Origin of the sequence: Algorimicrobium algoritergicola (genome assembly GCF_008086165.1) — a bacterium.
GTDB lineage: Bacteria > Bacteroidota > Bacteroidia > Flavobacteriales > Flavobacteriaceae > Algorimicrobium > Algorimicrobium algoritergicola.
Window position 1 is genome coordinate 65,460 of record NZ_VSKL01000002.1, and the last position, 20,605, is coordinate 86,064.

The 20,605-nt window shown below is 33.7% G+C and carries 24 protein-coding genes; 5 read left to right on the forward strand and 19 right to left on the reverse strand.

Going from position 1 to position 20,605, the window contains the following annotated elements:
* Positions 1-81: 81 nt before the first annotated feature.
* The 3 genes from ES675_RS06260 to murA all read left to right on the forward strand — a co-directional run bounded on the left by ES675_RS06260 (position 82) and on the right by murA (position 2,428).
* On the forward strand, positions 82-375 hold the full coding sequence (locus ES675_RS06260) for a DUF493 family protein (protein ID WP_066252754.1): 294 nt from the start codon (positions 82-84) through the stop codon (positions 373-375).
* 67 nt (positions 376-442) lie between these two features.
* On the forward strand, positions 443-1,099 hold the full coding sequence (locus tag ES675_RS06265; protein WP_066252752.1) for a DUF4290 domain-containing protein: 657 nt from the start codon (positions 443-445) through the stop codon (positions 1,097-1,099).
* A gap of 9 nt (positions 1,100-1,108) precedes the next feature.
* A complete protein-coding gene (gene murA, locus ES675_RS06270) occupies positions 1,109-2,428 on the forward strand; it encodes a UDP-N-acetylglucosamine 1-carboxyvinyltransferase (RefSeq protein ID WP_066252751.1) in 1,320 nt (439 codons plus the stop codon).
* Positions 2,429-2,502: 74 nt separating this feature from the next.
* Here murA and ES675_RS06275 read toward each other — a convergent pair whose 3' ends face one another.
* From ES675_RS06275 to ES675_RS06345, 15 genes are all read right to left on the reverse strand, one after another.
* Complete coding sequence (locus ES675_RS06275) at positions 2,503-4,236, reverse strand: FG-GAP-like repeat-containing protein (RefSeq protein WP_066255253.1); 1,734 nt, start codon at positions 4,234-4,236, stop codon at positions 2,503-2,505.
* 140 nt (positions 4,237-4,376) lie between these two features.
* On the reverse strand, positions 4,377-5,681 hold the full coding sequence (locus ES675_RS06280; protein ID WP_066255248.1) for a cryptochrome/photolyase family protein: 1,305 nt from the start codon (positions 5,679-5,681) through the stop codon (positions 4,377-4,379).
* A 2-nt stretch (positions 5,682-5,683) separates the two neighbouring features.
* Positions 5,684-6,145, reverse strand: coding sequence for an SRPBCC family protein (locus ES675_RS06285; protein WP_066255243.1), 462 nt, complete (start codon positions 6,143-6,145; stop codon positions 5,684-5,686).
* The gene (locus tag ES675_RS06290) at positions 6,145-6,609 is read right to left on the reverse strand and encodes a TspO/MBR family protein (RefSeq protein ID WP_066255239.1); all 465 of its coding nucleotides are present in this window, start codon (positions 6,607-6,609) and stop codon (positions 6,145-6,147) included. The genes ES675_RS06285 and ES675_RS06290 overlap by 1 nt, the downstream gene beginning before the upstream one ends.
* A gap of 1 nt (position 6,610) precedes the next feature.
* The gene (locus ES675_RS06295) at positions 6,611-6,781 is read right to left on the reverse strand and encodes a Lacal_2735 family protein (RefSeq protein WP_148367327.1); all 171 of its coding nucleotides are present in this window, start codon (positions 6,779-6,781) and stop codon (positions 6,611-6,613) included.
* A gap of 2 nt (positions 6,782-6,783) precedes the next feature.
* Positions 6,784-7,302, reverse strand: coding sequence for a glutathione peroxidase (locus ES675_RS06300; RefSeq protein ID WP_066255234.1), 519 nt, complete (start codon positions 7,300-7,302; stop codon positions 6,784-6,786).
* A gap of 30 nt (positions 7,303-7,332) precedes the next feature.
* Complete coding sequence (locus ES675_RS06305) at positions 7,333-8,016, reverse strand: SDR family NAD(P)-dependent oxidoreductase (protein WP_066255232.1); 684 nt, start codon at positions 8,014-8,016, stop codon at positions 7,333-7,335.
* Positions 8,017-8,028: 12 nt separating this feature from the next.
* Positions 8,029-8,253, reverse strand: coding sequence for a hypothetical protein (locus ES675_RS06310; RefSeq protein ID WP_066255228.1), 225 nt, complete (start codon positions 8,251-8,253; stop codon positions 8,029-8,031).
* 3 nt (positions 8,254-8,256) lie between these two features.
* Complete coding sequence (folE, locus tag ES675_RS06315) at positions 8,257-8,952, reverse strand: GTP cyclohydrolase I FolE (RefSeq protein WP_066255224.1); 696 nt, start codon at positions 8,950-8,952, stop codon at positions 8,257-8,259.
* A 52-nt stretch (positions 8,953-9,004) separates the two neighbouring features.
* Positions 9,005-9,280 (reverse strand): TIGR03643 family protein, encoded by a 276-nt coding sequence (locus ES675_RS06320; RefSeq protein ID WP_066255220.1) that lies wholly within the window; start codon positions 9,278-9,280, stop codon positions 9,005-9,007.
* Positions 9,277-9,705 (reverse strand): hypothetical protein, encoded by a 429-nt coding sequence (locus ES675_RS06325; RefSeq protein WP_066255261.1) that lies wholly within the window; start codon positions 9,703-9,705, stop codon positions 9,277-9,279. The genes ES675_RS06320 and ES675_RS06325 overlap by 4 nt, the downstream gene beginning before the upstream one ends.
* A 149-nt stretch (positions 9,706-9,854) precedes the next feature.
* Entirely contained in the window at positions 9,855-11,276 is a 1,422-nt protein-coding gene (locus ES675_RS06330) for an SDR family oxidoreductase (protein ID WP_066255217.1), read from the reverse strand.
* Between the two features lie 14 nt (positions 11,277-11,290).
* A complete protein-coding gene (locus ES675_RS06335) occupies positions 11,291-11,911 on the reverse strand; it encodes a flavin reductase family protein (protein ID WP_066255213.1) in 621 nt (206 codons plus the stop codon).
* On the reverse strand, positions 11,911-13,221 hold the full coding sequence (locus tag ES675_RS06340) for an ABC1 kinase family protein (protein ID WP_066255210.1): 1,311 nt from the start codon (positions 13,219-13,221) through the stop codon (positions 11,911-11,913). The genes ES675_RS06335 and ES675_RS06340 overlap by 1 nt, the downstream gene beginning before the upstream one ends.
* Before the next feature lie 5 nt (positions 13,222-13,226).
* A complete protein-coding gene (locus ES675_RS06345) occupies positions 13,227-13,871 on the reverse strand; it encodes a TetR family transcriptional regulator C-terminal domain-containing protein (RefSeq protein WP_066255208.1) in 645 nt (214 codons plus the stop codon).
* A gap of 138 nt (positions 13,872-14,009) precedes the next feature.
* Here ES675_RS06345 and ES675_RS06350 point away from each other — a divergent pair, with 138 nt between their 5' ends.
* Both ES675_RS06350 and ES675_RS06355 read left to right on the forward strand, forming a co-directional pair.
* Entirely contained in the window at positions 14,010-14,444 is a 435-nt protein-coding gene (locus ES675_RS06350; RefSeq protein WP_148367329.1) for a hypothetical protein, read from the forward strand.
* A 91-nt stretch (positions 14,445-14,535) separates the two neighbouring features.
* On the forward strand, positions 14,536-15,384 hold the full coding sequence (locus ES675_RS06355; RefSeq protein ID WP_066255201.1) for a DUF2911 domain-containing protein: 849 nt from the start codon (positions 14,536-14,538) through the stop codon (positions 15,382-15,384).
* A gap of 60 nt (positions 15,385-15,444) precedes the next feature.
* Here the strand turns inward: ES675_RS06355 and ES675_RS06360 are convergent, their stop codons facing one another.
* From ES675_RS06360 to ES675_RS06375, 4 genes are all read right to left on the reverse strand, one after another.
* A complete protein-coding gene (locus ES675_RS06360) occupies positions 15,445-15,645 on the reverse strand; it encodes a helix-turn-helix transcriptional regulator (RefSeq protein ID WP_066255197.1) in 201 nt (66 codons plus the stop codon).
* On the reverse strand, positions 15,635-16,111 hold the full coding sequence (locus tag ES675_RS06365; RefSeq protein ID WP_066255195.1) for a hypothetical protein: 477 nt from the start codon (positions 16,109-16,111) through the stop codon (positions 15,635-15,637). Before ES675_RS06365 ends, ES675_RS06360 begins: the two co-directional genes overlap by 11 nt.
* A gap of 125 nt (positions 16,112-16,236) precedes the next feature.
* Positions 16,237-17,928 (reverse strand): sodium:solute symporter, encoded by a 1,692-nt coding sequence (locus ES675_RS06370; RefSeq protein WP_066255193.1) that lies wholly within the window; start codon positions 17,926-17,928, stop codon positions 16,237-16,239.
* Between the two features lie 123 nt (positions 17,929-18,051).
* Complete coding sequence (locus ES675_RS06375) at positions 18,052-20,550, reverse strand: PIG-L family deacetylase (protein WP_066255187.1); 2,499 nt, start codon at positions 20,548-20,550, stop codon at positions 18,052-18,054.
* Between the last annotated feature and the right edge of the window lie 55 nt (positions 20,551-20,605).

A 20,605-nucleotide genomic window follows, 5' to 3' on the forward strand; every position in this document is an offset into this window, starting at 1 on the left:
TTTTGGATGTAAAAATCGTAATTAAAAAGGAAACTAAAAAATGACAAGGAAATACTATCTTTGTTTTTAATAAAAATTATAATGGACGAGAATCAAAAAATAGACGCTTTTTACGAAAAGCTAAAAGGTCAGCTCTACGATACAGCTTTATGGCCAGCCGAGTATTTATATAAATTTATTGTTGAAACGAAATTTGAATCTATTCAAGATATTGAAAATATTTTCAATAATATGGGTGCCGTAATTCAAACAAAGGAGTCTAAAAAGGGAAAATATACGAGCGTTTCTATTAACGTTAAAATGAAATCGCCTGAAGACGTTATTGCTAAATACAAAGAAGTTACAGAAAACGTTAAAGGCGTTATTAGTCTTTAGTTTTTTTTTGTACTTTGCGCATGCACAAAACTACGTGCCATAAGTAAACTCTACACATACACATATTTTGATAGATCATTTAGAATACAATTCAGAACGTGAGCATTTAATTATTCCAGAATACGGACGTCATCTTCAAAAGATGATTAATTATGCTAAAACACGTGAAACCAAAGAAGAACGTAATAAACTAGCTCATGCTATTATTTCCGTAATGGGAAATATTCAACCGCATTTACGTGATGTTCCCGATTTTCAACACAAGTTGTGGGATCAACTATTTATCATGTCTGATTTTGATTTTGATGTGGATTCTCCCTATGGTATACCTGATAAGGAAACATTAAATGAGCGACCAGAACATTTACCATATCCGCAGAATTTTCCAAAATATCGTTTCTACGGGAATAATATTAAAACCATGATTGATGTGGCAAATACTTGGGAAGAAGGCGAACTTAAAGAGGCCCTTATTTTCACGATTGCAAATCACATGAAAAAGTGTTTCTTAAATTGGAATAAAGATACGGTTGAAGATGATGTAATTTTTGAACATTTACGCGAGCTTTCTGGTGGTAAAATTAATTTGCTAAATGCAGATGAAGATTTAACAGATGCAACAAGTTTAATGCGAAGCAAATCCAAATACAGTTCTAAAAGCTCAAGCACTAAAAAGAGTCATCAGAAAAAAAGTAATACAAATAGAAGTAGAAAACGCTATTAAAAAAACGGCATGGGTATATTTAAAATTGAAGGAGGCCACCAATTAAAAGGTAAAATTCAGCCTCAAGGTGCCAAAAATGAAGCATTACAAATTTTATGTGCTGTTTTATTGACTCCTGAAAAAGTAACAATTCATAACATTCCAGATATTGTGGATGTTAATAAATTAATAGACTTACTAAAAAATTTAGGTGTTAAAATTGAACATATAAATCAAGGTACTTATACGTTTCAAGCGGATGCTATTAATCTAAAATATTTAGAATCTGAAGCCTTTAAAAAAGATGGTCGCGGTTTGCGTGGATCCATTATGATCGTTGGACCATTGTTAGCACGATTTGGAAAAGGTTATATTCCAAAACCAGGTGGTGATAAAATTGGCCGTCGTCGTTTAGATACACACTTTGAAGGCTTTATTAAATTAGGGGCTAAATTCCGATATAATAGAGAAGATTATTTTTATGGTGTAGAAGCTGATAAGCTAAAAGGAGCTTACATGCTTTTAGATGAAGCATCAGTAACTGGAACTGCCAACATTGTTATGGCAGCAGTTTTAGCAGAAGGAAAAACAACCATATACAATGCTGCCTGCGAACCGTATTTGCAACAACTTTGCAATATGTTGAATAGGATGGGAGCAAAAATAAGTGGTATTGGTTCCAATATGCTTATTATTGATGGCGTTGACAACTTGGAAGGTACAGACCATACCATGTTGCCAGATATGATTGAGATTGGAAGTTGGATAGGTCTTGCCGCAATGACTAAAAGTGAATTGACTATTACCAATGCCAGTTGGGATGATTTAGGGCAGATTCCAGACGTATTCAGAAAATTAGGAATTACAGTAGAAAAGCAAGGTGATGATATTCATATTCCAGCTCATAAAGATGGTTATGAAATTCAGAATTATATTGACGGTTCTATTTTGACTATTTCTGATGCGCCTTGGCCAGGATTTACACCCGATTTATTGAGCATTATTCTTGTCGTTGCTACACAAGCTAGAGGTAGCGTTTTAATTCATCAGAAAATGTTTGAAAGTCGTTTGTTTTTCGTGGATAAATTAATTGATATGGGAGCCAAGATTATTCTTTGTGATCCACATCGTGCAGTTGTAATTGGTCACGATTTTAAATCGCAATTAAAAGCAACAACCATGACATCGCCAGATATTCGTGCAGGTGTTTCTTTATTAATTGCTGCACTTTCAGCTAAAGGAACGTCAACCATTCACAATATTGAACAAATAGATCGTGGTTACGAAAATATTGATACACGCCTACGTGCTATTGGTGCCTTTATTGACAGACAAAAAGAGAACGAATAAATAACGTTTATTTGGATATATAAAAAAATGCTTCTAATTAGTTTAGAAGCATTTTTTTATGGAATAAACTGAAATTATTCTTTTATAATTTTTCGCATACTTATTTCGCCATCAATGTTTAATTGAAGCATGTAAATACCAGTTGCTAATGATTGCAATGGAATTTGCTTATTAACGTTTAGCGTTTGGTTTGCTTGCAATAGTTTTCCTGAAACATCATATAATGAATAGGCAACATTTGAATTTCTATTATTGGTTTCAACCGTAATAAAACGAGACGTTGGATTCGGATATATACGCAATTTAGAAATTGCTTCAGGATTGGCAGTACTTAATGTAGAGCCTTCAGTAATAGTTATAGATTGATTAATGGCTGGTGCTAATAACTCATCTACATTTCCAGATGGCCATTTTACAACAATTTTAGTGATAGCTGTAGCAGTTCCTAACCCAAAATGTGTCTTTAGGGAATTCATAATACCATAACTCTCACCTGAACGTACTTCGCGAATTTGTTTTCCCCAAGCACCATAAATTTCAATACGAGCACCAATTCCGTTGATATTGCTAGTAGTTCCTTCTAAAAGAATTTGAGTCCAATTATTCGTACTGTTTCCACTATTAAAATACAGTCTATCTGGATTATTACTACTAGGATTATTATAACCAGAACCAAAACCAGCCATAACATCTACAAAACCATCATTGTTTAAATCACCAACTGCGGCACTTTGAATTCTATTTGTATTATACGGTAAAGGAAACGGATTAGGTAATTCTGTAAAGGTATTATCACCATCATTTTTGTATAGTTTATGAATACCATTTCTAGTGGTTATAAAAATATCGACAAAGGTATCATTATCAAAATCCTCCATGATGACTTGAATGCCACCATCACCTAAATTATCCAATGATGTTGCAATTCCTGATGAAGCTGTGATGTCTGTATAAGTTCCATTTCCATCATTTTCAAGAATCATACTGGTAATATCATGATTAACAATAACACAATCCAAATCGCCATCATTATCAATATCTTCAAATGCAGCAGCCCAAGATTGACCGTAAGGAACTAAACCACGAGCAACAGCAACTTCAGAATAATTATTGTTGCCATCATTTTCGAAAAGTAAATTTACACGTCTACCATCATTGGGATTGGAAACACCTAGACGGCATTTAGAAATATATAAATCTAAATCACCATCGTTATCATAATCAATCCAAATACTGCCATAATTACCAGAATTATCTGAAGGTATAGTAGAAGCCGTATTAATTAATCCAAGATTTTCTGTCATAGCGCCTGTACCATCATTACTGTACGCTTTGGATAAACCATTATCATGACATGCAAAGATGTCTATAGTGCCATTATTATCAATATCTGCAAAGTTTAAGTTTTGAACAAAAATTTGATAAGTAAGCAGATTAGAGCTATAATTTGTGCCCGAACTGTTGGCTGTATATACTTTTAAACCGTTATAACTTCCACCCATTAAAATGTCGTTATAACCGTTTCTATCAACATCCGCAATTGCCATTCCCCATTTGGAACCACTTGTGCTTCCATAATTTAATCGGGTAAAAATACCATTAGTGTTTTGGTATTCTATTTCTAAAGAAGAGGCGCCATTCAAACGAATAATATCGTCCAAACCATCACCATTCATATCAGAAACACCGATAGCAACACCACTTTTTAAAGATGCGTTTACCAAATTACCGTTTCCACTAGTAAAAGAAATTTGAGCAACACTAATCATGGGGATTAATGTGAGCGCGATAAGTAATTTTTTTATCATGTTATATCTATTTTATAAAATAAATATAAAACAAAGCTTCTGGATATGAGTTAATTATCTGATTATGTGTATATAAAAAACGATTTTAGGTAAAAAAAAGGTGCGTATTCAAGATGAGAACAGCTTTTTAAAATACTATTTTAACTGACAGCTTCCTTATAAACTTTTAAACAGCGCTCTCGTGCCTCTTTATGATCTACTATTTGAGACGTGTAGGTAAGTTCTTGAAATTCGGGAACCCATTTACTAATATATTTTAAATCTTTATCAAATTTTTCAATTTGAGTAGTTGGATTAAAAATTCTAAAATAAGGTGCTGCATCCACACCAGAACCAGCAACCCATTGCCAATTTCCAATGTTACTGGCCATTTCATAATCATGTAATTTTTCCGCAAAATAAGCTTCTCCCCAACGCCAATCAATTAACAAATGCTTGCATAAAAAACTACCAACCAACATGCGTACACGATTATGCATAAATCCGGTTTCATTCAATTCGCGCATACCAGCATCCACCAAAGGATAACCTGTTTTTCCTTGGCACCAAGCTTTGAATTCCGTTTCGTTATTGCGCCATTTTATAGTATCATATTTGGGTTTAAAGCTCTTGGTTAATGTATGAGGGAAATGCCAAAGAATTTGCATGAAAAACTCCCGCCAAATGAGTTCTTGCCAAAATATTTCATTTTTTTCGGCAATGGCTTTTTTAACCATTTTTCGAATACTCACCGTTCCAAATCGTAAATGTGGTCCTAAACGCGAAGTTGCATCTTTAGCTGGAAAATTACGTTTGGCTTCGTATTCTTGAATTAAAGTGGGTGTTACATCATAATCAGTTATTTCTTGTGTCGATTTCTCAAAACCCAAATCCGATAATTCTAAATTCGGTAATCGGGTGTTCTCAACTAAATTATCCAAATAGCTGTTGGTATAATATATTTCTAAATCAATGGTTTTAAAAGCTGCCTTCCATGTTTTCATAAAAGGTGTGTAAACGCGATAGGGATCACCATCATTTTTTACAACTTCATTTTCTTCAAAAATTACCTGATCTTTGTATGTATTAAAAGCAGTATTATTTTCTTCTAAAAAGGTTTCAATATCTTTATCACGCTTTATAGCATAGGGTTCGTAATCGCGATTGGTGAAAACGGTATTAATTTCGTACGACTCTACAAGCTTTTTAAAAACGCTTTCAGGTGTTCCGTGATATATAGCAATACTGCTGCTATGCTCATCTTGAAGTGTTTTACGCATGGTTTGCAGCGTATTATAAATAAACGTTACGCGTGCATCATCCTTTGGAAGGGATTCCAAAATTTCAGAATCGAAAATAAAAATAGGTAAAACGGGATGATCACTTTTTAGAGCTTCATAAAAACCACGATTATCATCTAAACGCAAATCTCTTCGGAACCAAAATATGTTTATGGGTTGTTTCATGCTTATAGTGTTCCAAATAATTCGATTAGTTTTTTCTGACGATAAGCAAAAATTTCATCTAATTTGGGCTTTACAATTAATGGATGTACCATTTGACCTAGAATACCCATGGGAACTTTATAATCTATAATATCTTCCATTTCCACACCACCATCAATGGCTTTAATAAAATGTTTATGATGCCATAGCGCATACGGTCCAAAACGTTGCTCATCCACAAAATATGCTTTATCAACTACCTGTGTAATCTCTGTTACCCATTTGGTTTTAATACCCAAAACTGGTGTTACAATATATTGAATTAATTGACCTGCAAACATAGGTCTGTCCGCTCCTGAAAGGATATTGAAGCCCATGTAGTCTGGCGTTATAATTTTAAGATTTTTAGGGTCTGACAAAAAATTCCATGCCTGATCAACAGAAATCGGAAGATTTTGCTTGGCGTGTAAGGTGTAAATTTTCATTAATTATATAGTAAAACGTAAAGATTTAAAGAGGTGGCAATGCAGAGCCAAATCATATAGGGTAATAATAAATAGCGCCAATAATTCATGGCATCCATACGAAAGGTGAAAAAGAAATAAAAGATAACAAGTGTCAGTAAAACAATCGTGATTAAAGCGAATAGAACCAAATGCTGATTAAAAAACAGAAAATTCCAAGCGACATTTAAAACAACCTGAAGTGCAAATACACTTAGTAATAAAGGCGATTTGTAATCCTTGAACAGATAGGTTAAATACACCGAAAAACAAATCATGATTAATGTCCAGGCAGCGCCAAAAACCCAACCTGGAGGTGTCCAAGGCGCTTTATTTAGATTGGTATACCAAGGAGACGTTGCGCCATCACCCATAAGCCAACTTCCAATAGCTAAACTACCAAAGTTAATGACTAGAAACAGAATTAAGAGCGGAAAAAACTTCATATTACTTGTTTTGTAAAACGTCTATTTTATCGGCGATTTTTTGAGCTTCAGCGTATTTTAAATCGCTGGCTTTTCTATCGGTTGTAGATAGTCGATGCCAATCTTTCATTATAACTTCATACTGTTTCTGAAGTTTTTCAATTTCAGATTTTGATTTAAAGAGTCCGAACATAATTATAGCGTTAAATTTTTAGTAATTTTTCCACTCATAGGATTGGTAACCGAGAAATAATAGTCTACTAATTGTCCGTTTCCATCAACTAAATACTTTTGGAAATTCCATTTAACACTGGAACTAGATTTACCGTTTAAAGCTTGATTCGTTAACCAGTTATAAAGCGCATGTTGGTTGTCGCCTTTAACATCCACTTTTTCGGTCATTTGGAATGTCACACCATAATTAGCTTGGCAGAACGTTTGGATATCGGTTGCTGTTCCTGGTTCTTGTCCACCAAATTGATTACATGGAACGCCAATTACCATGAGGTTGTCTTTATAGGTGTTATATAGCTTTTGTAAATCTTCATATTGACCAGTAAAACCACATTCGGAAGCTACATTCACAAATAAGATATGTTTTCCTTTATAATCTGATAGATTCAGGGGCTCACCATTTAAACCATTGATTGCAATATCATAAATGGATTGTGTTGGTTCGGTTTGTGCTTGACTTTTACTAAATAAACTAAACATAATTATAAGTGTAAATACGTGTTTCATGAGTTATATTTTGAATGATACAATGCCACAATCCATTTCGAAAATTTGGCCAGAAATAGAGGCTGCATGATCGGATATTAAAAAGGAAGCCATTTCGGCGACCTCAGTTGGATTTAAGAATTTTTTAAGGGGATGGCGCTCCGTAATATTATCAATCATTTTTTTGTTTCGTAATAATTTTGAAGCTAATTCGGTATCCGTAACAGTAGGAGCAATGGCGTTTACGCGAACTGTAGGTGCTAATTCGGCACCAACCGATTTTACCAAACCTTCCACAGCCGACTTTGAAGCAGCCACGCTAGCATGAAACGGCATCCCTAATTTTGCAGCAACTGTACTGAAAAATAACATGAATGGTTTATCTCCTTTTTTAATTATTGGGAGGTATTTTTGAATTGCTTTAACAGCACCAATAACATTAATTTCAAAATCTGAACGAAAATCATCTAAATCTAAACGGCCAATTGGCTTTAAATTGATACTTCCAGGGCAATATATTAAGCCATCAGCTTGATCTAAATCAGGTAATTCATCACTTAAAATATCAACCGAATAATGTTTTAAATTATCATGATCAAAATCAGGTTTAGATCTGCTTAAATTAATAACATAATGATTTTCTAATAATTTCTCGGAAATTGCGCGACCAATGCCTTTGCTACCACCAACAATAATATATGTTTTCATTATATAACTAGTCTATGCTGTTAAAGGCCTTCCTTTTAAGCGTTTTTCAACTTTTTGCTTAATCGCTGTTAAACGCTTCATAATATCCATGATGCTTTCGTCCTTCTTTTTCTTGTAAATTGTGTTTAATTCCAAGATAAGTTCTTTAGCTTCTCTAGATATTTTTATTCTATCGCTTGTGGATAATGATTTTAGATTGGTTTGCTCAAATTCTAGAGCGCGTTCTATTGTATCCATAATTTAATGATTTAAATAGTTTTGTAATTCGATTATTTTTTCTGGTGAATTAAATGCACCACCATAATAAGCAGTAACGGTTGCAGAGGCATCATCTTTAACGCCTCGTGAAGACACGCACAAATGCTTGGCATCTATAATAACGGCTATGTCTTCTGTGTCTAAAATAGTTTTGAGTTCGTTAGCTATTTGATTTGTTAAACGTTCCTGTACCTGTGGTCTTTTTGCGAAATATTGCACAATTCTGTTTAGCTTTGATAATCCTATTACTTTTCCAGAAGAAATATAGGCCAGATGTGCTTTACCAATGATGGGTACAAAATGATGTTCGCAATTGGAGTAAAAGGTAATATTTTTTTCTAGAACCATTTGATTATAACGGTACTTATTTTCAAATAAGGCAATTTTTGGCTTGTTTTCGGGATTTAAACCAGAAAATATTTCATCAATATACATTTTAGCAACACGATCTGGTGTTCCTTTAAGGGAGTCATCGTTTAAATCTAATCCCAAAACATCCATAATTTCTTCAAATAATACAGAAATACGTTCCTTTTTTTCTGAATCAGAAAGTTTAAAAGCGTCAGATTTCATAGGTGTTTCTAAACCAGTTGACAAATGATCGTCACCAATCATATCAGTAGAAAAACCGTTTAAAGCGTTGGGATTTTGATTATTAGATTTTGTTTGTATTTTCATACTCTCTTTTTATTACGTGCTGTCCTTATTTTCTTAATAAGGCAAAGCACCATTAGCGTTTACTTATTTTATTGTGGGTAATTTGTTTTTGTCTACTGCATTTAAAACGTCCTTTTTCAAAAGCGCGTAATTTTTCATGTTTTGTTTTTCTGCCTTGAACCCGTTTACGCCACATTTTGAAACTGCTTGGTTTCATTTCTCGTCGCATAAGGTTTATAACATCCTGCTCTTCTAATCCAAATTGAAACTGAATAGCTTCAAATGTGGTTCGATCTTCCCAGGCCATTTCAATAATTCTGTCAATCTCACGTTCTGTAAATACTGTCATGAATCTCTAAAATTAAAACGTTGGTCATAAACCACCTTAGCGTCTAATAAGCGTTTAAAGAAGATTTTGTTTTCTTTAAACATGGTATTGTTTTTAAAGTTGATAAATTTTCCTTGAGCATGGATACTCGCACCATTGGTTTTATATAATACCACTTGATAATATGGAATTACCCACGAAAAATTTTGTAAACCTTTATTGATATAAATTATAATACCACCCGAACGCATTTCAATATTTGCATAATTTATATCTGACACGCGGTTTAAATAGGGTTGTAAATTAGGACTAGTCTCGTTAATAACCATACGTTTAGACCCAATACCTTTTAGCCTCATAGCCTGAAAAAAACTATAAGGCTTTCCAATGAGGTCCGAAATAACTTCTTTATGTCCTTTGTCGTGATATGTACTGTTTAATATCAAATTACTTGCATTTAATATCAAAGTTACAAAATGTTTAACAATTATTAGTAGAAGTTAAACAAAAATTAACAATTGTTTGGGATAGAATTAGATATTGAGATATTTGTTTTAAAAATGATAATAGAAAATAATAAATCTAATTTCGTCAACTAGGTGACAAGTTTGTTAATCATACCTGTAAAAATAAAACCATGAAACGGCAATACGCTATACCAATACAGTCGTCCTGCTAATCCACGTGGTCTAAATGTTGCGGTTTGTTTCAGTTTATTATCTTCAATTTTGAACTCTAACCATGCTTCGCCAGGCAATTTCATTTCAGCATAGAGTAGGAGCTTTTGTTTGTCTTTATCGGCAAAAATAACACGCCAAAAATCGAGTGAATCACCTACATGTAATTCGGTTGGACTTGTGCGTCCACGACGTAAGCCAATACCGCCAACCATTTTATCCATATAGCCACGTAAGCGCCATAAACGCGTGCCATAATACCAACCAGTATTGCCGCCAATTGCCCAAATTTTCCGAATAGTTTCTTCTGGGTCTGTAACTGGACGTTCCTTGTAATCTTTAAAACAACCATACTTTGGCACATTCACATATTTATGAAAACTATCTTTAAGTCGTCCACTACTCACCATGGAATCTTTCCAACTAGAAATAATACTATTTTGCTCTATTTTTTCAAAAGCCAAGGAAACAGCTTCTTTATATGACAAAGGTTTTACATCTAAAAGTTCCTCTATATTGCTTGGTTTACCAATTATTTGAACACCCATACTATCCACTAAAGACGATGCTAATTTGTAGGATGTTGATGTAACAAAATACAACCAGTATGATGATAACTTGGGTGTCATAACTGGAACTGTTAAAATGTAGCGTTTGAGTTTACGGACTTCGGCAAATTCCAATAACATTTGTTTGTATGTGAGCACTTCAGGGCCGAAAATATCATAAGACTGATTATATAACCGTTTGTCTCCAGCACCTTTTGATAAATAATTTAAAACATCCCGAACGGCTAATGGTTGTGTTTTGGTATTAAGCCATTTTGGTGCAATCATAAAAGGTAATTTTTCTACTAAATCGCGAATAATCTCAAATGATGAGCTTCCAGAACCTACAATAATTCCTGCCTTGAAAATAGTGGTGGCATAACTATCAGATTTTAGAATTTCTTCAACCTGTTTGCGTGAGCGCAAATGTTTAGATAACTCTTTATCATTAGTAATACCGCTTAAATAGATAACTTGTTGAACATTGGTTTTTGTAATGGCAGTTTTAAAATTTTCGGCACAACGCGCTTCTAAATCTTCAAAATCTTTGGAGGAATTAGACATGGAGTGGATTAAATAATAAGCCACATCAATATCTTCCGGAAGGTTAGTTAATGTTTCTGGTTTTAGAAAATCACCTTCAATAAAATCGATATGAGGATCTTCAACATAAAGCTTATCGGCTCTTAAAATGTCGCGAACCACACAAATAACGTGATGACCATCTTGAACAAGTAATGGTATTAAGCGTTTGCCAATATAACCTGTTGCACCTGTGACAAGAATTTTCATTTTTATTGGGTATTTTAAATTGGTTTCGGTCGTTGATACGCGTGACGCTCCTTTAATTCTGGAATAGCATAGCCATCTAATCCATTGATGGTGACAACTTGTGCCTTGGATAAATTAACGAAACCATCAGTTTCTAATAAATGATTTTGAATAAATAGATTTTTTATTTTACCAATAACTAATATGGTTCCATTGGATTTAATGTTGTATTCCTCAATAAATTCCATGTGCATCTGTACAGGTGCTGTTTCTACAAAAGGCGTATCTATTCCAGATTTATATTCGGCTTTTAAAGAGGTAACATCAAATTCAGAAATCTGTTTATCATATTTAGCCGATGTGTGATGCGCTTCAGAAACTATAGATTCATGCACATGATTTAATGTGTAAAAACCAGTCTCCTTTATATTATCATAGGTGTTTCTGGCAACCGTTGTTGGTCTCATAAAAACACCCAATAAAGGTGGATCTGAACCAAGATGCGTAACGGAACTAAATATAGCCACGTTTTCAATGCCATCTACAGATTTGGTGCCAATTAAATTGGCCGATTTAAAACCAGAACAACTATTTATAAGGTTTATTTTATATAGGTGTTCCAACTCCGAAATATCTTCATGGCTAAAATGCTTCATTATAGGTTATAAAAATTATTGATTTTTACATCTTTCGCTTTTAAATCGAACATTAAATTATACAACCCAAAAAACGTTCGGTTTATATAAATAAAATGTTTGGAACCTCGATTTCCATTCATCTTGCGCAATTCGGTGTTTTTTGAATATTTCTCACCTAAGTCTGCAATACGGCCAAAGAATGACGGATCCGAAAAATCGAAAGTTTCCGCATGAAATGGTTGCGTGAAAATACTTAACATTTCATGAAACATATTTGAGAAAAATTCTAATTCTTCTGGCGAATCGTCTGGTCTTAATATTTCTAATTTGAACATTTTTTCACGAAAGATAGTCGGGTTTTCTATGCTTTCTTTTTCAGCTAATTCAAAATACGGCACATAAAAATCTTCAGGTATGGTTTTCATACATCCAAAATCCAACGCTATTAAATTGCCTTCTTCTGAAATTAAAAAATTTCCAGGATGCGGATCGGCATGAACTTTTTTGAGCTTATGAATTTGAAACATATAGAAGTCCCAAAGCGATTGTCCGATTGTATTTGCCAAATCCTGATTGGTGTTTTTTACCGTAAATTCAGATAAATGATCGCCAGTCATATAATCCATAGTGATAATCCGTTCGGAGGATAATTCTGGATAATATTCGGGAAATTTTAAATTGGGAATATGAGAACATGCCTTGGCTATTTCTTGACTTTGTTCAAGCTCTAAGATGTAATTTGTTTCTTCAACTAGTTTATTTTCAACCTCCTTAAAGTATTTATCAGAATCTTTACCTTTAATGTTAAACATTTTAATAGCGATGGGTTTTACCATGGCCAAATCGGATTGGATACTTTCGGCAACACCAGGGTATTGGATTTTTACAGCCAACTTTTTTCCATCTTTTTCGGCCATGTGAACCTGTCCAATACTAGCAGCATTGACCGAAGTGGAATTGAAGGTGTCAAAAATTTCTTCTGGTGGTTTTCCAAAATAGGTTCTAAATGTTTTTACTACTAAAGGTGGTGATAATGGTGGAACAGAAAACTGTGCTAACGAGAATTTTTCCACATAAGCCTGTGGTAAAATACTTTTTTCCATGCTTAACATTTGGGCAACTTTAAGTGCGCTACCTTTTAATTGTTTTAAGCCATCATAAATATCTTCCGCATTATTCTGGTTTAGTTTCTCTTTAGCTTCCTGTTCAGTTTTGGTGAGTTTATCACCATAATATTTTAAATAATTCACACCAACTTTAGCGCCTGTTTTTACCAGTTTGCTAGCACGCTGTATTTTGCTTGTCGGAATACTATCAATTGTTTTCATAGGCTTTACTGCATTTTTTCTTTAAAGAGGAATTTCCCTAAATCTAAAACGCTTTTTAGTGGTTTGATATCCATTAAATCAAAACCAGCGTGCACCGATTTTTCAATAAAAATGTCTGTTTTTTCAAAGGAAGGTGATGTGTCATCTAACCAAAATTTTATAATCATTAAAAGTTGAATCCAAAAAGATTCTTGTTTAGAGTAATCTTGAAGTTTTACAATACGAGGTTCCTTAACATCAAGAGTTTCAATTTCTAATGTATCAATATACTTTTTGAAGGCGTGGCGTAATTCAGAAAGCGTACTTAATGATTTTAAACCTTTGTTTTCAAGCGCATAAACTACATAACTTCGGTTTACCGTTAGATTTTCAAAAAAGGTAAAATAAAAGCTTAATAGTTTATTTCTAGCATCAAAATGTTGATATTCGTCGCTTTTCTCTAACATTTGTAAGGTGTTTTCAAAAAATGCTTTGAAAATAGATTTCTCTAAAGCTTCAAAAGAAGCAAAGTTTTTATAAAAATCAGCTTCCTCAAAATTGTTGTCTTTTGCAAATGCATACACGGTTTTTGGTGCATGGTTGTTCATTAAAACATGATCCATGTAGAATGAAATAAGCTTGTCTTGGGTGATATTTTTCTTTTTTGCCATAATAATTAAATTCTTGTGTAAAGGTACAAAATGTTTAAGTGATTTAAGTAAAAGTTAAACAGTAATTTTGTGAGTCCTAAAATAGTACGTCATCCATTGATAAAAAATAGTATCTTTGTTAAAGAAAACTTAACATTTATGAAAACAAGTCACATACTATATTTAGGTATTTTTTTATTAGTAGCAAACATGAGTTTTGCTCAAAACAAAACCGTTAAAGAATCGGAACTTCAGCAAGTAAAAGTAGATACCATTTATTCTATTGAAGAGCGAGCAAATATGCAGCGCTGGTTTTATGATCGTGTTAATGACATGAAATTATCACCAGAGCTCCGTGATGAATATGACCGTATTGTAAATAAGTATGTCTTTGATATGAGCCGCTTAAACGATTCAGATAAAAGTTACACACGTGATGAAATACACGAAAAATATAACGTATTAGTTGGTAAAATGAATGGCGAATTAAAAGGTATTTTAACAACGGATCAATATGTGAATCATTTAGAAAACTTTGGTCAAATTCAACGCAGTATTTATAGTAAATGGGACTTTAAAGATTCTAATGATTAGGCATTAATTTATACTTTAGTTAACAAGCTTTAAGCTGTTTAATCGTATTTTTGTGGACTATAAAAAATAAATCAATTTAATTTTAATTACTATGAAAAAAGCAATACTAATTTTAGCGACTTTTGTGTTAACATTTAGCATTCAAGCCCAAGTAACAACACCGCAACCAAGTCCGTTAAGTAAAGTGGAACAAAAGGTTGGATTAACTGATGTGACTATTGAATATTCACGACCAGGTGTTAAAGGAAGAAAAATATTTGGAGGTCTTGAGGCCTTTGATAAAATGTGGCGAACAGGCGCTAACAAGAATACCATTATTACATTTAGTGACCCTGTTACTATTAACGAATATAAATTAAAAGCAGGTTCTTATGCTATTTTTGCAAAGCCAGGAGAATCTATGTGGGAAGTTTATTTTTATTCAGATACCAATAACTGGGGAACGCCAGAAAAATGGGACGAAAGTCAAGTTGCTGCTATTGCCAAAGTGAAGGTAGAGCCAATTCCATTTACTGTTGAAACATTTACTATTGATATTAATAACATCCAAACAGGAGGTGCTACTTTAGAAATGTTATGGGAAAACACATATATAGGTGTACCATTTACCGTGCCTACGGATTCTAAAGTTTTAGCTTCTATTAATGATGCTTTAAATGGTTCACCGAAAGCTAGTGATTACTACGCTTCTGCAGCGTACTACTACAGCGAAGGTAAGGACATTAAACAAGCTAAAGAATGGATTGATAAAGCTATGAGTATGATGGATGAACCTGCTTTTTATCAATTAAGACAGCAGTCTTTAATTTATGCAAAAGCTGGTGATACTAAAGGTGCTATTGAATTAGCTAAAAAATCTATGGAAGCTTCAAAAGAAGCTGGCAACATGCAATATGTGAAATTTAATGAGGAATCATTAAAAGAATGGGGAGCTAATTAATTAGTAATCCAAATAAAACACAAAAGCGACTTGGTATAACCGAGTCGCTTTTTTTTATGGTTAATCGGTACTATCTAATTGAAACAATTCCTCAACAGGTTTGCTAAATAGTCGTGCTAACTTTAAGGCTAAAACAGTAGATGGTACATACTTGTTTTTTTCCATGGCATTTATGGATTGTCTGGAAACTCCAATAGCCACAGCCAAATCTGCTTGGGTCATGTTATGTCTGGCACGCTCTACTTTTAAATTATTCGTCATGGCTAGTAGATTTTAATTTTAAGAAATTAAAGCGAATAATAAAGATGAAAAGTGGTGTAAACATATTAAATATCATCACGTTAAAAAATAGCATATCATAAACAAAAATGACAGCAAACGCTAAAATGGTATAATTTACAATTATAGCCCAAACCAGCGATTCGGTTCGGAGTTTGTAAATAAATTCATCTTCTATTTTCTCTTTGGTGAAACCAACTATTAAGCCACCAATAATGATAGCGAGCGCTGAAAGTTCATCAACGATTCCATTCTTTATAATTTTAAACCATCCTTCTTCAGTTCCTGTAAATAGACTATCACCATTATAAATGCTTAAAACGTTTAGTTTTATTATATTAGGTTCAAAATCTGTAGCATATAAAAAGATACCTGAAAGTAGTCCAAGAATAAGCAATACCCAACCAACTACCTTGTACTTGTGTGGCAATAAATAATTAGTTTTCATAATTGTCCGATTTTAAATTGACAATTCAAATGTAAAATAAACTTTACATATTGACAAGTTAATTTGACAAAAAGGTATGAGAACTAGACAATTAGAAAACTAAAAGGAGATGGATTATTAATGCTTTAAATTAGTTTTTTGCTCGTAAACTGAATCATTATAGCAATAGCCATAACAATGGCACATCCTACAAAATTCAACCATAAGAATGGTAAATTTATGTATTCATACGAGTCTAATAAAAACAATGAGATTACTAAAAATTGGGTTATTATGGCTGCAATAAATACAGCACGACCTTTAACAGCTTTTACAAAAAAGGCTAATAAGAAAATTCCTAATACATTTCCGTAGAAAATAGAACCAATTATATTAACTAACTGAATTAAATTCTCGGCAAGATTGGCGACACAAGCAACTAGAATAGCCATAACTCCCCAACCTAATGTAAACCAACGTGATACTTTTACCATTTCGGTATCAGTTCTTTCGCGCGTGTTTCTTTTAAATAAATCAATAGTTGTTGTAGAAGCTAAGGCGTTTAATTCACTAGATGTGCTTGACATAGCTGCGCTTAATATAACGGCTAATAAGAGACCAATTAAACCACGTGGTAAATTGTTTAAAATGAAGTTGATAAACACATAATCCTTATCATTGCTTTCTACTTTAACACCTTTAGTTTCGCCAGCTTTATCAATTAAATAGCGCGCACGCTCACGAATACTATCATTTTTAGCATTTGCAGAAGCAACGCCTGCTATGGAAGCTTCATTTTTATTGGCTATAAAATCGGCGATTAATAATTGTTTGGTATCGTAAATGGCATCTTGTTCAGCTTGAAGTTGTTCGTATTCTTCAGCGTATTCTGTATTTAAAACCACTTCAGTTGCTACAGGATTAAAGTTAATTGGCGCTTTATTAAATTGATAAAACACAAATACCATAACACCAACCAACAGTATAAAAAACTGCATAGGGATTTTAAAAAGCCCGTTAAACATAAGGCCCAATTGCATTTCACGAACTGATTTTCCAGACAAATAGCGTTGCACTTGACTTTGATCCGTTCCGAAGTAAGAAAGCATTAAAAACGTTCCACCAATAATACCACTCCAGAATGTATAGCGGTTATTTAGGTCGAATGAGAAATCTAAAATTTCCATTTTACCGCTCGCACCAGCAATATCCAAAGCATTGCTAAATGTGATATTTTCTGGTAGTTTATTCACAATAAGAATAAAAGCGATAATCATTCCTGTAAAAATAACGACCATTTGGTGTTTCTGCGTCACATTTACCGCTTTGGTACCACCAGAAACTGTATAAATTATAACAAGGATTCCGATAATGACATTTAGTAATAATAAATTCCAACCTAATACAACTGATAAAATAATGGCAGGCGCAAAAATGGTTATACCAGCAGCCAAACCACGCTGAATAAGGAATAGGATAGCGGTTAATGTTCTGGTTTTTAAGTCGAAACGATTTTCAAGAAATTCATAGGCGGTATACACATTTAGTCTGTGATACAAAGGGATAAATACCATACAAATGACAATCATGGCAATTGGCAGTCCGAAATAGAATTGCACAAAACCCATTCCGTCATTAAAGGCTTGTCCTGGTGTTGATAGAAAAGTAATAGCACTGGCTTGCGTTGCCATTACTGACAGACCAATAGTGTACCATTTAGAGGTATTACCACCCTTTAAAAAATCTTGAACATTTTTACTGCCTCGTGTTTGATAGGTTCCGTAAGCAACAATTGTAAATAAAGTAATGGATAGTACAATCCAGTCGAGAGTTTGCATAGTTAAAAGGCTTGCATGATGAAATAAAACGCTATGATATAAAGTGCATTAGCAACGAGTAAAATCGTATACATTTTTTCCCATTTGTATTTTTCTGGCTTCATGGTTTTTAGTTTTTCAGTTTTATTTTCCTAATGATAGAATATTTGCAAATAAGCGATACGCACCAGAAACACCTGCAGGAAACTCCCTGAAGAAACTTAAACCTGTATAGATGTAGTACCCTTTTCCGTATTGTGCGACTAATAAACTTCCTTTTTTGGCAGATTCGCCTTTATCATGCATGGACAAGATAGGTGTGAAGTCTTTACTCCATGTATCTGGAAAATATAATCCACGTTCTTGCGTCCAGTTTTCAAAATCTGTTTGCGTTATTTTATTAGGTATATTTAAAACAGGATGATTTGGCGCTAAAAATTTAACCTCGGCAAACTCATCGGTTACACGATCGCGCGATAATTCTAATGTATAAGGTGCCAATTCATCAGTTACTAATCCGCGGCTGGTATTATATTGAACCACCATATTACCACCATTCTTTACGAAATCGAACAAAACAGATTGTTTGAATTTTAAAGTTTCAACTGTATTATAAGCACGAATTCCAATGACAACTGCGTCAAAACGACTTAAGTTTTCAGAGGTGATTGCTTCTGGTTCAATTGTCGTTACTGTGTAACCAATTTGTTGTAGACTTTCTGGAACTACATCACCAGCACCAGCAATATAGGCTATGTTTTCACCTTTCTTTTTAAGATCTAATCGAACCACTTTGCTTTCGCTAGGTAATAAAACTGTCTGGTAAGGAATATGATCGTAATCTATTTCTATGAGTTCGTTGGAGTAGGTGTTCCCATTAACCGTAATAATTGGTTTGATAGAACCTTCACTTTGATTAATAGGAGGCGTTACCGAAAATAAAACCGTTTGTTCTTCGCCTTTATTAATGATGTTGATATCATGGTTTTCAGGAGAAACGCTCCAGCCTTTAGGAACTGATAAACGAACCGTTCCTTCTAAATTATCATGACCAGCTTTAACGCTAACCGGAATATCTTTGGTGTTTTCTGTTTCAAAAATGATGACCTTTTCAGCAATTCTAGCCGAAGCTTCTGGGATAATTTCAAAAGGCTTGTAGACTTCGCCTTTAACAGGATCGTTGGTTTTATAAATTACAGGTTTGGTAAATGGAATGCTCGTTCCTGCTATATTCACGTTGAAAGTTACATTGAAATAATCTGGTGACTCCGGTTTGCCGATTAGAGATTCATCCGAAACTTTATACATGCCTAAACTTCCTTTTTCAATTAACCAATAAGGTGTTGTTACAGGAGCATTATCGGTATTTGGTATGTGAAATATTTCTTGAATTTTTATGGATTCATTCTCATTTAACGCAATGCCTTTCTGAACTTCTAATCCATCTGGATTGGTGAATGAAACCAACGTCATTTTTGCGGAACTTCTATTAATAGTTTCTAAATTTAGTTGAATACTTTCACCTGATGTCGCTTGATTCGTTTCGGCAACAGCTTCTACAAATAAACCAGCACAAGCAGCAATAATGGCTTTAATTTCTTTGGTTTTAATAGTTTTCCAATGCTTGTTTTCTAAATTCTGAATACCTGTATAGGCTTCAACTAACTTCGGAAGGGAAGCAGAAGGATTTTTAAAATCGTAATTGGCTTCCACATCTTTTAAAATAGTCCCAATTTTGGCACCACCTTTTACACGATTCCAACTGGTATCAATACCTTCAAATAAATTGGTTTGATTGGTTGGCATGGTACCTTTTATCAATTCAATATATTCCATTTCGCTACCACGAGTTCCAGTATTTCCGAAACCTTGTGATTTATGCTGACTTCTGCTTAGCGCAGCAATTTCAGGGTTACTTAAACCGCTAGAAGGAAAATAGATTCCGGTATCCAAGCCAATTAATTTGCTTTTATCCGCTTTATCAAATTTCTCTTGGCTACCATAAAACCACCACGATGTATTAAAAAATATACGTTGTGGTTGCCAAATTGTAGTAGTATCTAATTGATTTGGATAAACCGATGCATCGCCAACCAAATCAAAAGCTTCCAAGCTTAACATAGCTGAACTGGTATGGTGACCATGTGTACTTCCTGGACTTCTATGATCAAAACGATTGATAATAATATCTGGTTGAAATTGTCTGATTGCTAAAACCACATCAGATAAAACGGCTTCTTTATTCCAAATGGCTAACGTTTCATCTGGATGTTTGGAATAACCAAAATCGTTGGCACGTGTAAATAATTGTTCGCCACCATCAATAGATCTAGCTGTTAAGAGTTCTTGCGTTCTAATAACACCTAAAAGTTCTCGAATTTCTGGACCAATGAGGTTTTGACCACCATCACCACGTGTTAAGGATAAATAGGCAGTTCTTGCTTTGACGTTATTTGCCATATAGGAAATAAGGCGTGTGTTTTCATCATCTGGATGAGCTGCGACATATAAAACCGATCCTAAAAAGTTGAGTTTTTTAATGGACTCATAAATCTCGGAGCTATTGGGTTTTTTGGGCTGTTGTGCGTAGGAAAATGTAATGCTTAAAGCTAGTAAAAAAAGTATGCGTAATTGTTTCGTCATAATGGCTTTGTGATAAAAGACCAAATATAATAAAGTCAGTTGCTTCGATGGTTTG

Bases quoted from the DNA above. Each gene is read 5' to 3' on its own strand.
- ES675_RS06320 (WP_066255220.1), bottom strand. From the start codon at position 9,280: ATGACAGTATTTACAGAACGTGAGATTGACAGAATTATTGAAATGGCC.
- ES675_RS06350 (WP_148367329.1), top strand. From the start codon at position 14,010: ATGAAAACAAGTCACATACTATATTTAGGTATTTTTTTATTAGTAGCA.
- ES675_RS06300 (WP_066255234.1), bottom strand. From the start codon at position 7,302: ATGTTTAGTTTATTTAGTAAAAGTCAAGCACAAACCGAACCAACACAA.
- ES675_RS06285 (WP_066255243.1), bottom strand. From the start codon at position 6,145: ATGAAAATTTACACCTTACACGCCAAGCAAAATCTTCCGATTTCTGTT.
- ES675_RS06275 (WP_066255253.1), bottom strand. From the start codon at position 4,236: ATGATAAAAAAATTACTTATCGCGCTCACATTAATCCCCATGATTAGT.
- ES675_RS06360 (WP_066255197.1), bottom strand. From the start codon at position 15,645: ATGACGAATAATTTAAAAGTAGAGCGTGCCAGACATAACATGACCCAA.
- ES675_RS06310 (WP_066255228.1), bottom strand. From the start codon at position 8,253: ATGGATACAATAGAACGCGCTCTAGAATTTGAGCAAACCAATCTAAAA.
- folE (WP_066255224.1), bottom strand. From the start codon at position 8,952: ATGAAAATACAAACAAAATCTAATAATCAAAATCCCAACGCTTTAAAC.
- ES675_RS06375 (WP_066255187.1), bottom strand. From the start codon at position 20,550: ATGACGAAACAATTACGCATACTTTTTTTACTAGCTTTAAGCATTACA.
- ES675_RS06280 (WP_066255248.1), bottom strand. From the start codon at position 5,681: ATGAAACAACCCATAAACATATTTTGGTTCCGAAGAGATTTGCGTTTA.
- ES675_RS06295 (WP_148367327.1), bottom strand. From the start codon at position 6,781: ATGTTCGGACTCTTTAAATCAAAATCTGAAATTGAAAAACTTCAGAAA.
- ES675_RS06260 (WP_066252754.1), top strand. From the start codon at position 82: ATGGACGAGAATCAAAAAATAGACGCTTTTTACGAAAAGCTAAAAGGT.
- murA (WP_066252751.1), top strand. From the start codon at position 1,109: ATGGGTATATTTAAAATTGAAGGAGGCCACCAATTAAAAGGTAAAATT.
- ES675_RS06340 (WP_066255210.1), bottom strand. From the start codon at position 13,221: ATGAAAACAATTGATAGTATTCCGACAAGCAAAATACAGCGTGCTAGC.
- ES675_RS06305 (WP_066255232.1), bottom strand. From the start codon at position 8,016: ATGAAAACATATATTATTGTTGGTGGTAGCAAAGGCATTGGTCGCGCA.
- ES675_RS06370 (WP_066255193.1), bottom strand. From the start codon at position 17,928: ATGCAAACTCTCGACTGGATTGTACTATCCATTACTTTATTTACAATT.
- ES675_RS06330 (WP_066255217.1), bottom strand. From the start codon at position 11,276: ATGAAAATTCTTGTCACAGGTGCAACAGGTTATATTGGCAAACGCTTA.
- ES675_RS06365 (WP_066255195.1), bottom strand. From the start codon at position 16,111: ATGAAAACTAATTATTTATTGCCACACAAGTACAAGGTAGTTGGTTGG.
- ES675_RS06355 (WP_066255201.1), top strand. From the start codon at position 14,536: ATGAAAAAAGCAATACTAATTTTAGCGACTTTTGTGTTAACATTTAGC.
- ES675_RS06335 (WP_066255213.1), bottom strand. From the start codon at position 11,911: ATGAAGCATTTTAGCCATGAAGATATTTCGGAGTTGGAACACCTATAT.
- ES675_RS06290 (WP_066255239.1), bottom strand. From the start codon at position 6,609: ATGAAGTTTTTTCCGCTCTTAATTCTGTTTCTAGTCATTAACTTTGGT.
- ES675_RS06345 (WP_066255208.1), bottom strand. From the start codon at position 13,871: ATGGCAAAAAAGAAAAATATCACCCAAGACAAGCTTATTTCATTCTAC.